The sequence below is a fragment of the Pontibacter lucknowensis genome (assembly GCF_900156415.1).
GTDB classification, from domain to species: domain Bacteria; phylum Bacteroidota; class Bacteroidia; order Cytophagales; family Hymenobacteraceae; genus Pontibacter; species Pontibacter lucknowensis.
On the sequence record NZ_FTNM01000002.1, the window covers coordinates 190,310 to 204,699 of the forward strand.

11 protein-coding genes are annotated in these 14,390 nt (G+C 50.5%); 3 read left to right on the top strand and 8 right to left on the bottom strand.

Going from position 1 to position 14,390, the window contains the following annotated elements:
• Positions 1-4: 4 nt before the first annotated feature.
• Positions 5-973 (bottom strand): alpha/beta fold hydrolase, encoded by a 969-nt coding sequence (locus BW972_RS07020; RefSeq protein WP_083674102.1) that lies wholly within the window; start codon positions 971-973, stop codon positions 5-7.
• Positions 974-1,044: 71 nt separating this feature from the next.
• On the bottom strand, positions 1,045-1,503 hold the full coding sequence (locus tag BW972_RS07025) for a NanQ anomerase/TabA/YiaL family protein (protein WP_076421622.1): 459 nt from the start codon (positions 1,501-1,503) through the stop codon (positions 1,045-1,047).
• 329 nt (positions 1,504-1,832) lie between these two features.
• On the opposite strand from BW972_RS07025, the gene BW972_RS07030 reads away from it, so the two are divergent.
• Entirely contained in the window at positions 1,833-4,229 is a 2,397-nt protein-coding gene (locus tag BW972_RS07030) for an endonuclease MutS2 (protein ID WP_076421623.1), read from the top strand.
• Between the two features lie 33 nt (positions 4,230-4,262).
• Here the strand turns inward: BW972_RS07030 and BW972_RS07035 are convergent, their stop codons facing one another.
• The 3 genes from BW972_RS07035 to murB all read right to left on the bottom strand — a co-directional run bounded on the left by BW972_RS07035 (position 4,263) and on the right by murB (position 6,360).
• Positions 4,263-4,697 carry a hypothetical protein gene (locus BW972_RS07035; protein WP_007656490.1) on the bottom strand — a complete coding sequence of 145 codons (435 nt, stop codon included), beginning with the start codon at positions 4,695-4,697 and terminating at the stop codon, positions 4,263-4,265.
• A gap of 105 nt (positions 4,698-4,802) precedes the next feature.
• Positions 4,803-5,240, bottom strand: coding sequence for a hypothetical protein (locus tag BW972_RS07040; protein ID WP_007656488.1), 438 nt, complete (start codon positions 5,238-5,240; stop codon positions 4,803-4,805).
• Positions 5,241-5,343: 103 nt separating this feature from the next.
• Complete coding sequence (murB, locus tag BW972_RS07045) at positions 5,344-6,360, bottom strand: UDP-N-acetylmuramate dehydrogenase (RefSeq protein WP_007656486.1); 1,017 nt, start codon at positions 6,358-6,360, stop codon at positions 5,344-5,346.
• Between the two features lie 320 nt (positions 6,361-6,680).
• On the opposite strand from murB, the gene BW972_RS07050 reads away from it, so the two are divergent.
• Positions 6,681-7,874: a THUMP domain-containing class I SAM-dependent RNA methyltransferase gene (locus tag BW972_RS07050; protein WP_076421624.1), complete on the top strand. Its 1,194-nt coding sequence runs from the start codon at positions 6,681-6,683 to the stop codon at positions 7,872-7,874.
• A gap of 192 nt (positions 7,875-8,066) precedes the next feature.
• Here the strand turns inward: BW972_RS07050 and murA are convergent, their stop codons facing one another.
• From murA to BW972_RS07065, 3 genes are all read right to left on the bottom strand, one after another.
• On the bottom strand, positions 8,067-9,371 hold the full coding sequence (gene murA / locus BW972_RS07055; protein ID WP_007655814.1) for a UDP-N-acetylglucosamine 1-carboxyvinyltransferase: 1,305 nt from the start codon (positions 9,369-9,371) through the stop codon (positions 8,067-8,069).
• 6 nt (positions 9,372-9,377) lie between these two features.
• Positions 9,378-10,046, bottom strand: a complete 669-nt coding sequence (locus BW972_RS07060; RefSeq protein ID WP_007655815.1) for a DUF4290 domain-containing protein — start codon at positions 10,044-10,046, stop codon at positions 9,378-9,380.
• Between the two features lie 195 nt (positions 10,047-10,241).
• Complete coding sequence (locus tag BW972_RS07065; RefSeq protein ID WP_076421625.1) at positions 10,242-12,500, bottom strand: ATP-dependent helicase; 2,259 nt, start codon at positions 12,498-12,500, stop codon at positions 10,242-10,244.
• 268 nt (positions 12,501-12,768) lie between these two features.
• Between BW972_RS07065 and BW972_RS07070 the strand changes: the two genes are divergently transcribed.
• Positions 12,769-14,361, top strand: coding sequence for an ankyrin repeat domain-containing protein (locus tag BW972_RS07070; protein WP_007655820.1), 1,593 nt, complete (start codon positions 12,769-12,771; stop codon positions 14,359-14,361).
• Positions 14,362-14,390: the final 29 nt, after the last annotated feature.

The following is a 14,390-nucleotide window of genomic DNA, read 5'->3' on the forward strand; positions in this document are numbered from 1 at the left end:
ACTCTTACTTCCCTTGGGTAAATATTCTAACATCTGTAGCAAATCGGTCTTCCTCCTCCATGTCCGGGAAATGCGCGCTGTTTTCATACAGCTTAATGGTGCTGTTGGCTAACACCTGCTTCAGGGCAAGCCCTGTGTGTAGACCGCCGTTTTTGTCATGCACGCCACTAATGATCAGGGTAGGGGTTTTCACACCGGTTGCCTTCTCCACCAGGTCGGCTTTATTATTTTTGATGTACACCTTCGCCATAAGGCCTGTGTTTTTCAGGTTGCTTTCCTGCCACAATTGCCTGTTTCTCTCTGCCAGCTCAGGTTGCAGAAACAGGAATCGATCAACTACCTCCGAAGAACTCAGGTTCCACACCTTTCCATACTTAGCCTCAATTGACGTTGTGTCTTTCAGTATCTGCTCTATCCCAGCCTTGAGTGTACTGTCTCCAATGGCATAAAAGCCTTGAATCTGCACCAGCATATTTGCTTTCGACAATTCGGCAGGCGATGATAAGATCAATTTCTCAACCCGTTCAGGATGTGAGATGGCATACCGTAAGGCTAATTCGGCCCCAAACGAGTATCCGAGCAAGGTCATTTTCTGGACTCCCAAAGTTACTCTCAACTGTTCCAGGTCACTGATGAGCGTCGGAAGCAAGTAGTCATTTGGGTCCTGGGGAGCTTCACTTCTCCCGCTTCCTCGCTGCTCATAATAAACAATGGTAGCGAAGGATTCGATCTTCGGCCCTATCGTCCTTTCAAAATTATAATGGTTACCACCCGGGCCACCATGCACGACAACAATAGGAGTAGTGCTGTTTTGGCTCCCTTTCACTTTCACCCAATGCCTGATGCCGTTTAAGGTGTAGTAACGCTCTCCACCATTCGTCTGCACGCTGCTCTCAGGGGCCTGACTATTAGCAACGGGTCGGCCACAGGAAAAGAGTACTGCTACCAGCAGCAGGCTGTAAAAATACTTCATATGTATGACATCTTATTTTACTTGAACAAGTAGAGCTGTTTTCCAGGTGCGATTCTGCAGAGCAGGCAATATTATGCCTCAGGCTTCACGGCAATCTTCAACACCACCTTACGTACGTTTTCCTCAGTCACCATCGCCGCATGGGCATCGTCCGGGTAAAAGATGGTGAACGAACCAGCCGGCACATCGAACCAGAAAGCCGGCTTGTCCGGGAAAAAGGCCGCGTCACGCTCGTCGGTATAGGGGTCGTTGGGAGCGCTGCACAGCGCCAGGTCTCTCCAACCCATGTGATCCGTTCCTGAAATTATGTACTGTATGTCGAGGTACTTGCGGTGCACTTCCAGTTTGGCGTCTTGCTCAGGTATACCGCTGCCTTCGGAGATAATCGCGAAGAGGTCTTTGCCTATGATCGCCTTTTGCCCGACCGGGAGCTTCATCAGATCGGTTTCCTGTAAAAATTGGAAAGCCTGCGCAAAAAGCGGGTGCATGCAGGTATAGCGGTTGGCGTTGGTGAGTTTGTCGAGAACCATGGGAGTTTAGAAGTTAGAAAGTTTGATAGTTTAGGAGTTTGAAATTTTGATTTTGGTGATGGTATACTGTGACGATGTAGTGCAGCGCAGCATTAACGTTTCTTGTAGGGACAGGTCGCGACCTGTCCGAATCGTGGACATAAAAGCGCTTAACAGAATCTTTCGAGAGAGCAGGGCTAGGTCAATCGTGCACAAACAACAATCAACAATTTAACAATCAACAATTCAACCTTTCAAACGCAGCATAATTTATAAAACCACAGCGAACGAAAGCAGCGGCTTTACTTGTTATAATATGCTAAATTTGCCCTAAATCTAAGAGATAACAATTGATCTATCCAGATAACTTTGAAATAAAAATTGGCTTTGCGCAGGTACGCGAGATGCTCTCGGAACTTTGCCTGAGCCCACTTGGCCGGCAGTTTGTCAGCCGCATGACGTTCCTGAACCGGCATGACCTGGTGCAGCGCCTGTTAGAACAAACAAATGAATTCAAACAACTGCTCGAGTCCGACGCCGAGATTCCGCTGCAGCATTACTTCGACGTAACCGCCTACCTCGACCGGGCCGCTATACCTGGGACTTTCCTGGAAGTGCAGGCATTCTTCGAGATCAAGATGTCGCTGCGCACGATCCGCGACTCGCTGCGCTACATTTCCAGTGCCGAAGAGGGCAAATACGAAGCCCTGAAAGCGCTGGGTGCCAACGTGATCGTAGAACGTTCTTTGATAGCCGCACTCGATAAGGTGGTAGACGATGCCGGTGCCGTGCGTGACGATGCCTCGCCTGAGCTGCAGCGCTACAAGCGCGACCTGATCTCACAGCAGGGACAGCTACGTAAGACGATCAGCTCGATCATCCGCCATGCCAAAAACGAAGGCTGGACACCTGGCGATGCGGAGCCTACTATACGAGGCGGCCGTCTGGTTATACCTGTGATTGCCGAGCACAAGCGCCGCATCAAAGGTCTGATCCATGACGAGTCGAATACGGGGCAAACGGTATACATTGAGCCGGAGTCTATCTTCGAACTCAACAATGATATCAAGGATCTGGAGAATTCCTATCATCGCGAACTGATCCGCATCCTGGTAGGGCTCACGAATACGCTGCGCAACTTTATACCCGAACTGCGCAAAGCCTATCAATACTTGGGTCTGCTGGACTTTATCCGGGCCAAGGCCGCCTTTGCACGCCGTATAGAGGCTGCGATGCCAAAGCTGCACAAGTATCCGCACATCGCCTGGAAAGAGGCCATACACCCGCTGCTATACCTCTCGCATAAGCAACTGGGTAAGCCGACTGTGCCGATGAACCTGGAACTGACCCGTGAACAGCGTATTCTGCTGATTTCCGGTCCGAACGCCGGTGGTAAGTCAGTGAGCCTAAAGACGGTGGGCCTGGTGCAGTACATGCTGCAAACAGGTATGCTGATTCCGGTGGCTGATAACTCAGAGGCAGGTATATTCCACGACATTTTTATCGACATCGGTGACGAGCAGTCCATCGAAAACGACCTGAGTACGTATAGCTCGCACCTCACTAACATGAAGAAGTTTGTGACGGTGGCCGATAACAAGAGTCTGGTACTGATTGACGAGTTTGGTACCGGTACAGAGCCGGTGCTGGGTGGTGCTATTGCCGAGGCGGTACTGCAGAACCTGAACGACAGCAAGGTGTTTGGCGTGATTACAACGCACTATACCAACCTGAAGAACTTTGCTGAGCGCACACCGGGCATCGTGAACGGGGCCATGCGCTACGACCACAAAAACCTGCAGCCGCTTTACCAGCTCGAGATCGGTAAACCAGGTTCCTCTTTTGCCATTGAGATTGCCCGCAAGATTGGTCTGCCGAAGCACATTGTGGACAAAGCCAGCAGTCTGGTAGGTAAGGACAAGATACGCTACGACCGCTTGTTGGAGGAACTCGAAACAGAGAAGCAGGAACTGGAGAAAAAGCTGAAAGAGGCCACAGCCCTGGAGCTAAAGCTGAAGCGCAACGTGAAGGAATACCAGGAGCTGAAGAACTTCCTGGAAGAGAGCAAGCAGGATGTGATGCGCGAAGCCAAAGGCAAGGCCAAACTATTGCTGAAGGACGCCAATCAGAAGATCGAAGCGACTATACAGCAGATAAAGCAGAGCCAGGCCGAGAAAGAGCAGACCAAGATGGCCCGCCGCGAACTGGAGGAGTTTGCCACCGAAAAGGTGCGTAAGGAAGAACCCCGACCAGCCCACAAACGGGTTACCAGCAATGGCGGACCGCTCAAAGCCGGTGACACTGTTTCGCTCATCGGGCAAGACTCGGTGGGCCAGATCGTAGGTATAAAGGGCAAAACAGCTGAGGTGCTGTTCGGTGGCCTGAAAACGATTGTGAAGGTAGATAACCTGGAGCGTGCCGAAGCGCAGACCAAGAAGCAGAAGAAAGCGGAGACAGTAGAAGGCTATACCCGGGGGATGAACATCACGCAGCGTATGGCTGACTTTGGCTCTACCATCGACATCCGGGGCGAGTATGCCGAAGATGCTTTAAATAAAGTGATGAACTTCACCGACGAAGCCATCATGCTGGGTATACCGGAGATAAAGATCATCCACGGCCGTGGCAACGGTGTGCTGCGTCAGGTGGTACGCGACTACCTGTACTCGGTGCCGGAAGTGGTTAGCCTGGCCAGCGAGGCAGAGGAAAGGGGAGGTGATGGTGCTACCCTGGCTGTACTGAAATAGAAAAAGGCTCCTGCAAAGGAGCCTTTTTCTATTTTATCGGGTGTACCTGACTTCCAGAGCCACAGGTTCATCATCTTCAAACTCCAGCGTCTGCTCCAGACGAAGCTCGGTATTTGTGAGTATCAATACCTTGGCAGTGTATTCATCTTCTGTGCCTTTGTCGAAAATAATGGATTTGTCATTATCCGCAAATTCCCAGGTGCCGTTAAGTGAACTCCTCTCGTAGGAATCTACATACTTGCCAGCTTTGTCAAATTTGACCGTGTTCTTTTTGATGTCGTAGCCAAGTTCTTCTAAAAAGAGGTCAGATATATCATTGCCGAAAGCCCAAAGCGAATTGCCTGTCCAGGTATTAGCCGTCAGTAAGTCTGTGTTCGAAGGTTCTTTGTCTTCATCTTTATCGCACGAGGTCATGCTGGTTACCAATAGCAGGGCAAACAGGAAGGTGAGTAATTTTTTAATTTTCATGAAGTGGTCTTTTAATGAAAGAATGGAATTACCTGGAGCCTGTCCTGAGCCTGTGAAGGTGACATGAATGCGCACGAGGGTACGGTCAGTCCTAACTTAAGGAAGTTAGTCTTTTTTCACAAATTGGACTTTGGCATCGAAAGTTGTGTTGTTGCGATTTACAGTGGCGATCAGGTCCATGTTGGTAGCGGTTAGGCTCTCTATCTGCAGGTCGCCAAGCAGGTCGAAGTAGATGATCGTTTCATTTTCCTTGAACTCCCATGTACCGACGGTGGTCTGTGTAGAGCCTGCCTGGTCGTATACGGCGGTATAAGTTCCATCGCGCCGCAGCGTCAGGCGTGTGCTCTTAATGTCAAGCAGCATGTCCTTGATCTCGGGAAGGTCTGACACATCAAAGCCGTTTACCAACACGCGGTCACCTTGCCACTCATGAGCCACAATAAGGTCCGTTTTGGTCGGTGCCGGATCATCATCGTCACAGGAAGTCAGCGTAAGGGGAAGCGCCAGCAGTAGTAGAAGGTAGCGAATTATATATAATTTCATAGGGTATTGAACGGTTAAGATATACCCTATATATCGCAGCCTGCTTAAATAAGTTAGGGAAGTTTAGTTAAAAAATTCAGGCATCTTCCCAGGTTTGCCAGGGCTACATAATATTTACTTCCGGCTGCAGCGAAATGCCAAACTTCTCTTCCACAGACGCTATAATATCATGGGCCAGCTGAAACAGATTTTCGCCTTTAGCACCACCGTAATTTACCAGTACCAGTGCCTGGTTTTTGTGCACACCGTAGTTATCGATCACTTTGCCTTTCCAGCCGCACTGCTCAATAAGCCAGCCAGCGGGCACCTTTACGCTCGTCTCAGACACAGGGTAGGCCGGCATATCAGGATATCTTTCCTTGAGCACGTCAAAGAGAAGCACCGGTATTTCAGGGTTTTTGAAGAAGCTGCCCGCATTGCCGATCTGAGCCGGATCAGGCAGCTTGCTTCGGCGGATGTGGCAAACGGCGGCGCTTATGTCGTGTATGGTAGGCTGCTGCACCTGCATTTCCTGTAGGGTAGTCTGGATAGCGCCATAAGAGGTGTTCAGTTCAGGATGTTTGCGAAGTCGCAGGGTAACGGTCGTTACCACATACTGTCCCTTCAGGCTGTGTTTGAAAACGCTTTCTCGGTACCCAAACTGGCAGGCCTCCTTGTCAAAGGTATGGACTTCGCCGGTCTCGAGCTGCACAGCTTCCAGATTTACAAAAACGTCCTTGAGCTCTACGCCATAGGCACCAATATTCTGCAAAGGAGCGGCTCCTACGGTACCCGGTATAAGCGACATGTTTTCGATGCCGCCCAGGTCATGCTCGAGGCAAAAGAGCACCAGATCGTGCCATTTCTCACCACCGCCAGCCCGCACATAGGTATAGTCGCCCTCTTCGTGCAGCACTTCCATGCCTTTGATGCCGTTGAGCAACACAATTCCCTCAAAGTCTTTGGTGAATAGCAGATTGCTGCCCCCGCCTAATATAAGCTTCGGCTCTTCCCGTACCTCAGGCCGCTGAAGAAGCTCCTGCAACTCCTGCACGCTGTCGAAGCGGGCAAAGTGCCTGGCCTTCACATCAATGCCAAACGTATTGTAAGGTTTAAGGGAAAAGTCTCTCTCGAATTTCATAAGCGGGTATTTGAAGCAAAAATAAGGGTTCTAAGTTAGAAAATTAAAAGTTAGAAAGTGAAACCATCTGGAGTACTGAGCCTGAAAGACGTAAAAGTGTAGAATTGAATAATTAAGCAAAGCTCAATTCATCCGGACGAAGGGCCTTTGTACGGGTGCAATATGCATAAAGGGGTAGCTTAAAGGCTGTATCTTCTTAAAAAGAAAGGGAGGAAGGGCTCTTTTGGGGCTTTTAGCTGAAGAATATAACTTTCTGATTTTTTACCTTCCTAACTTCCCAACTTAAAACCCTATTTTTGCAGCATAAACAGGTATAGCAGATGGCGAAGCAAAAGCAGAGCGATAATTTTAACATGATTGCCACAACGCTCAGTGGTCTCGAAGAGGTATTGGCAAAAGAACTGGAAGCGCTGGAGGTAGAATATATCAAAGTTGGCAACCGGGCTGTTTCTTTCTCGGGAAACCTGCGCCAACTCTACGAGGCTAACCTCTGGTGCCGCACGGCCATCCGCATCCTGAGGCCGATCCGCAATTTTAAGGCTCGCAACGAGCGCGATCTGTATGAGCAGGTACAAAAAACCAATTGGGCCGAGATCATGGACCTTGATCAGACCTTTGCCATTGATGCCGTGGTGAGCCATTCGACGTTTGAGCACTCGCTGTTTGTGGCCCAGCTTACCAAGGATGCCATCGTAGACCAATTCCGCAAAGCCACCGGCGAGCGCCCATCCGTGGACCGCATCCGGCCGGACGTGCGCCTGAACCTGCACATGCACGAGAACATGGTCACCTTATCATTTGACTCTTCCGGCGACTCGCTGCACCGTCGTGGTTACCGTCTGCAAACCAATGTGGCGCCACTCAACGAGGTGTTGGCCGCTGGCATTATCTCCCTGTCAGGCTGGGACAAGAAATCGATTTTTATTGATCCCATGGCTGGCTCAGGTACTTTTCTGATTGAGGCTGCCATGATGGCGCAAAATATTGCACCGGGCATCTTCCGACGCGATCCTTTTGGTTTTGAAGGTTGGAAAGATCACAATGAAGAGCTCTTTGAGATGGTATGGAAAACGGCCGAGGCCAAAGAAAAGCGTGAGCCGCAGGCCCAGATCATTGGGTACGACATCGATCCGGACTATGTACTGGCAGCCCGCAAAAACATTGAGAATGCCGGACTGAGCCATGTGATCAAAATTGAACTGGCAGACTTTTTCAAGACTGAAGCTCCTGCAGAAGAGGGGGTGTTGATCATGAACCCGCCTTACAACGAACGGATCGTGTCTGATGACATCCATCAACTGTACAAACAGATCGGGGATACGCTCAAGAACAACTACCAGGGCTTCGACGCCTTTGTATTTACCGGAAACCTGGATGCTGCTAAAAGCATAGGGCTGCGTGCCTCCCGTCGTACGCCACTTTACAATGGAGCAATCGATTGTCGCTTGCTTAAGTATGAGCTGTATCGCGGTAGCAGGAGAGGAGAGGGCAAAGGGGAAGTGCAGGAAGACTAATCGTTAAGGTATAGACTAGCTGAACAGAGATGACATACTCAAGAGAATATGTAAGTCTACTCTTTGTGATTGAACAGGTAGCATAACATGATTGCATCTATAGGTATAAAAGAAGAAGAGCGCCCTAACTAGGTGCTCTTCTTCTTTTATAGGGGCATTAGTTGCCTGAGGCAACCTGTAATGTATCTAAAACTACATCCTTCTGATCTGTGCACCCAGCGCATTCAGACGGCCATCAATATTCTGGTAGCCGCGGTCGATCTGCTCCACGTTGTCGATGATGCTGGTGCCTTCGGCAGAGAGAGCGGCGATAAGCAGGGCAACACCGGCGCGAATGTCAGGAGACGTCATACGGATGCCACGAAGCGGGATCTGCTTGTTCTGGCCGATCACAGTAGCGCGGTGCGGGTCACAGAGAATAATCTGAGCACCCATGTCGATGAGCTTATCCACGAAGAACAGGCGGCTCTCGAACATTTTCTGGTGCACCAACACCGTACCTTTTGCCTGCGTAGCCACTACAAGAGCCACGCTCAGCAGGTCAGGCGTCAGACCTGGCCAGGTATGGTCGGCGATGTTCAGGATGCTGCCATCGATGTAGGTGTCTACTTCGTAGCGGTCCTGCTCAGGTATAAAGATGTCGTCGCCACGGAATTCCATTTTGATGCCCAGGCGCTGGAAAGTATCCGGTATAAGACCTAGCTCCGGTATCTGGCAGTCTTTGATGGTGATCTCTGAACCTGTCATGGCAGCAAGGCCAATGAAAGAACCGATCTCGATCATGTCAGGCAGCATGCGGTGCTCAGTGCCACCTAGCTGCTCAACCCCCTCAATTACGAGCAGGTTAGATCCAATGCCGCTGATCTTCGCACCCATGCGGTTGAGCATACGGCATAGCTGCTGCACATAAGGTTCACAGGCAGCATTATAGATCGTGGTGGTACCTTCGGCCAGTACAGCCGCCATCAGGATATTGGCTGTACCTGTTACAGAAGCTTCGTCGAGGAGCATATAGGCACCCTTCAGAACTTCGGAAGTTACGGTATAGAAATCATCCTCAGCGCTGTACTGGAAAGAAGCGCCCAGTTTTTCGAATCCTGTAAAGTGCGTGTCCAGTCTTCGGCGGCCGATCTTGTCCCCACCCGGCTTCGGCATTTTCGCTTTGCCAAATCGGGCCAGCATAGGTCCCACGATCATCACGGAGCCTCTGATGGCACGACCAAGCTCTACAAATCGCTCGGAGTCCAGGAAGTTGATGTCGATATCATCCGCCTGAAATGTATAGGTATCCTGTGCCAGTCGCTCAGTTTTTACACCCAGCGAACGCAGCAGGTCAATTAGTTTATTGACGTCGCGAATATCGGGGATATTAGAGATCGTTACTTTCTCGGGGGTAAGGAGTACGGCGCACAGGATCTGCAATGCCTCGTTTTTGGCACCTTGCGGAATGATTTCTCCGCGCAGTTTTGCACCACCTTTTACTTCAAATGAAGCCATTTAATACTATTTGTTTCGTTGATTGGAAGTTGTTCTGGTGTTTTTACGGCCACGGTTATCGCCTCCGCGGTTTTGCTGCTGCTGTGGGCGGTTGCTGCCACTGTCCTGCGACTTGCTGCTCACGGATTCGAACAGGTTATTGCTCTCGATCATGGCCAGGTCCAGGTTCAGTTTGCCTTTGGAGATCTGCTGAATGTCATTCAGGATCACGTCGTCGGTAATGCTGTCTTTGTTGTAAGAGCGGTAGAGTGTTTTCATCAGTTTACCGATTGAGATGGTCGCTGCTTCGCGCTCCTTATCATCTTCAAGCTCAGTAGCCCGCTGTATCAGTAGCTCTACGTTCTGGCCATAGTGCTTATACCTGGGCGTGCTCAGTGGGTACTCCATTGGCTGCGGCTTGTCGTTGAGGTACTCCATCGCACTGAGCGGGTATGGAGCATCCACGTCGAGCTTTGAGCCGGACATCACATAGAGGTGGTTCCATAGTTTTTGCTGAAAGTCCTGTGTGTCGCGCAACTGCGGATTTAGTTTGGCCATCAGGTTGACGAGCAGGTGCGACAGACGGGTGCGCTCTGAGCGGTCTTCTACCGACAGGATGTGGTTGACCAGGTCCTGAACGTTTCTGCCGTACTCGCGCAGCAACAGGTCTTGCTTAAAGGTGGTACTTGCTTCCATTATCTCAATTTATGAATCTCAAATGTAGGTATATTTTTGATTGAGTGAATGAGTGAGTTAGTGTATGCGTGAGTTATAATTTATTGACTGAATTAGTGATTTATAAAAAATTAATGACTGGAAAACTAATTCACTTATAAACAGTCACTCAACCACTGAATCAAAAATAAAAAAATCACTCAACCGCTAATTCACTCAATTATGAATTCGCAGCTTGGCAAAGCTCAGCAGCAGGGTTTTTTCGCCTACTTCGTCGAAGTTGATGATAGCCTTGGTGCTGTTGCCTTGCGTGTCTATTTTGGATACTACGCCAAAGCCGAATTTAGGGTGCTCTACTTTCATACCAGCCGCCAGATTCGACGTATCGCTTGGCTTGAAATCAGCAGGGGCGGTATAGGCTGTGGCGGCCTGCTTGCGGGCCGGTGGCTGCACCAGGCTGCTGATACTACTCTTGCGCTGCAGCACACGGTCAAACACGTTTCCACCGCCGCCGCTGGCCGTATTTTGCTCACCATACTTAAAGTTAAGGTACTTCGGATCGATCTCGTCGAGGAAGCGGCTCTTTTCGCAGGCGCGCAGGTTGCCCCATTGGTAACGGCTGGTCGCGTAGGTCAGGTATAGCTTCTTCTCAGCACGGGTGATGGCTACGTAGAACAGGCGTCTTTCCTCTTCCAGGTCAGCACGTGAGTTTAGCATCATCTGGCTCGGGAAGAGGTTCTCTTCCATACCTACGATAAATACATTCTTAAACTCCAGACCTTTGGCTGAGTGGATCGTCATCAGCGTAACGAACTCCCCGTCCATGTCTGCCTTGGTATCAGCATCCGTAATCAGGGCAATATCCTGCAGGAAAGCTGACAGACTCTTGTCTTCTTTCTCCGGATCGTCCACATACTCTTTTATACCGTTGAGCAACTCCTGTATGTTTTCGTAGCGGGCGAGGCCCTCTACCGTTTTGTCCTGGTAGAGGTCGTCGACTATACCTGAGTGCTTGGCCACATGCTTGGCTACCTCGAAGGCATCGGTGTTATCGGCAATGCGGGCAAAGTCTTTGATCATGATCGAGAAGTTCTCAATCGCCGTACCTACACGATTGCCCAGGAATTGTCCGGCATTCTGAATTACCTCCCATACGCTGTGGTTAGTCTCATCAGCCGTTACAAAAAGTTTCTGCTCGGTTGTCTCACCTATACCTCGTTTCGGATAGTTGATGACGCGGCGCAGGGCCTGTTCGTCGTTCGGGTTTACCACCAGACGCAGGTAAGCGATAAGGTCCTTGATCTCCTTGCGCTGGTAGAACGAGAGGCCGCCCACGATCTTATACCGGATGTTCATGCGGCGCAGGGCCTCTTCCATGGCTCTGGACTGGGCATTGGTGCGGTACAGGATGGCGAAGTCGTCGTAGGAGAGATGGTTGCTCATTTTCTCCTCGAAGATAGTGGTCGCCACCAGTTTGCCTTCTTCGTTGTCGGAGTTGGCTTTGATCACCTCGATCAGGGGACCCTGTTCATTGTCCGTGTAAACGTCTTTCTTCAGCTGGGCTGAGTTGTTCTTGATCACCGAGTTCGCCGCGTTCACAATGTTCTTGGTAGAGCGGTAGTTCTGCTCCAACTTGAACACCTCCAGCTCAGGGTAGTCACGCTCGAAGTTGAGGATGTTCTGGATATCGGCACCCCGGAAGGCGTAAATGGACTGTGCATCGTCACCCACCACCACAATGTTACGGTTCTGGGCAGCCAGTTTGCGTGTGATCAGGTACTGCGAGTAGTTCGTATCCTGATACTCGTCCACCATCACGAACTTAAAGATGTTCTGATACTTGTTGAGCGCATCCGGATGGTCGCGGAACAGTACGTTGGTCTGAAACAGCAAATCGTCGAAGTCCATAGCACCAGCCTTGAAGCAGCGGTTGGCATACTGCTCGTAGATCTTGCCGATCTTCGGACGCATGGCGGCCTCGTCGTCGGCCTGTATTACAGGATCATTCAGGTACTGCTTTACCGAGATCAGCTTGTTCTTTGCTGAGGAGATGCGTCCCAGCACCACATTGGGCTTGTACAGTTTGTCATCCAGGTTCATCTCCTTCACAATGTTGCGAATGAGCGTTTTGGAGTCATCGGTATCGTAAATGGTGAAGCTTTTTGGATAGCCAATTTTATCGGCTTCCGCTCTTAATATGCGGGAGAACACCGAGTGAAAAGTACCCATCCAAATGTTCTTGGCCTCGTTGCCGATCACTTTCTCGATACGGTGGCGCATCTCCTTAGCCGCCTTGTTGGTAAAGGTCAGGGCCAGTATGTTGAACGGATCCACTCCCTGGCTGATCAGGTAGGCGATCCGGTAAGTTAGTACTCTTGTTTTGCCTGAGCCGGCACCCGCAATGATCATGGCTGGCCCTTCGGTGTGGAGTACCGCCTTGCGCTGCGACTCGTTCAGTAAACTAATATAATCCATTTGCTTTCTTCCGCGTGCTACTTTAATAATCCATGCAATTTACACATTCCTATCCGTTTTAGGAACGGCGATTGCACATTTAGAGAACCAGACAGCCCCTCCTTTTGGTTTCTTATAAAGTAATGCGTTTTTGGCCTCTCATTTGCGTGTCTTCGGGCAGGGCTTTTAGAGAAACGCCGCATTATCTGTATCTTTGTAAAATTGAGAAGGTTGGGGCGGGTTTTATACCTGTGCTATACCTGAAAAATATATGATCCCAAAACCACGCATGAAAAAGCTTCTTTTGCTCCTTGCACTGCTCCCGGCCGGCCATCTGGCTGTGGCGCAATCCGATACCACTCAGGTTGTCAAGGTGATTCCAGACTCCCTGAGACAGGCAAAGGTGCCACGTTCCGCCAAACAGGTATGGCGCACACCGGAAATGCAGGAGGCCATGGACCTTTACATCGGTCTGCAATTCAATGAAGCATACGCCAAGTTTAGACAGGCTGCTGCTCGGGATGAGGCAGCTGCTTATTACTTTATGGGCCGCATGCACCAGTACGGCGAGCTTCGGGAAGATGGAGCGCCGATCGATTCGATCATTTCATCCGACTCGGTTGCCTATGTGCGCAACCCGGAGAAGTTTTATAAAGCTGACCCGGACACGGCCCGCATTCTGTTCGAAAAAGCGCTGGAAGGCAGCAGCCTGTATGGCAACCTGGGCCTGGCAGAACTGATGACCTTGCGCAATGACGAGGACAAGCAGCGCTTTACCCGCCTGATGCGCAGCGCCGCCCTCGACATTCGGGATATGGCCATAGCGGGTGATGCCTTCAGTAACCGCATACTGGGCAGTATGTACTATACCGGCTACGGCGAAATGGAGGACAAAGGCTATGCCTTTACCTATATCAAACGAGCCGCTGAGCTAAACGATGTGGCAGCCTATACCTCGTTGGCCAACCTATATCTGAGAGGGGAGGGCGTGAAAGAGGACGTGGCACAAGCGAAGTACTGGCTCGAAAAAGGTGCCGCTGTCGGTGAAAAAGAAGCACTCTATACCTTGGGCCTGCTTTACGAAGAAGGGAACCTGGGCAAGGTTGAGCCAGAAAAAGCACGCAAACTTTACCACGAAGCCATCTCACAGGGGAGTTCCAATGCGTTTGAGCAGCTCAAGTACCTCAACCAGTCTTCTGATCAAAAGCTGGTACTGGCAGCCATTGAACGTAACCCGGACATCGTGAAGCGCTCACTGGAGAATGGTGCCTATGTCAACACGGTGTCTGTGCCAAATGGCTATGATTTTGACTTCAGGCTGCGCACGCCGCTCATGCATGGCATTTTTATTCCGCTGCTGCTCGAAGACTACGGCGTGATCTACCAGCCTGATGTACGACTGCAGGTGGCTAGCCAGTTGCTGCAGGCCGGGGCTGACGTTAATGCAACCGACCAGGATGGCAAGACTGCCCTGCATTATGCCATGTCTGGAGCCCGCATCAATACCGAAGGCTTCGAGATTGAGCAGGCGCAGTTGCTGGATACACTGTTCAAGTACAAAGCTGATCCGAATATAGTGGACAACAAAGGCAATACAGCCCTGTATTATGCGGTGCGTTTTGCCAACGGCACCCATATGATGGAGATGAGCCGCCTGCTGCAAGGTGGTGCCAATCCGAACATTCAAAACCTGGAAGGCCTGACGCCGCTTATGCTGGCGTGTCAACTGGATGGTGGTAACGAGGTGATTGTGATGCTGATCAATGCTGGTGCAGATCCCAGCCTGCGTGACTACAACGGCAAGACCGCCATGGACTATGCAAAACGCGAGAGTGTTCAGAATATACTCGTAGCGGCAGGAGCGAGAGCACCAAAGCGTTAGTCTAAACTTATTTAACTTTAATTTTGTCT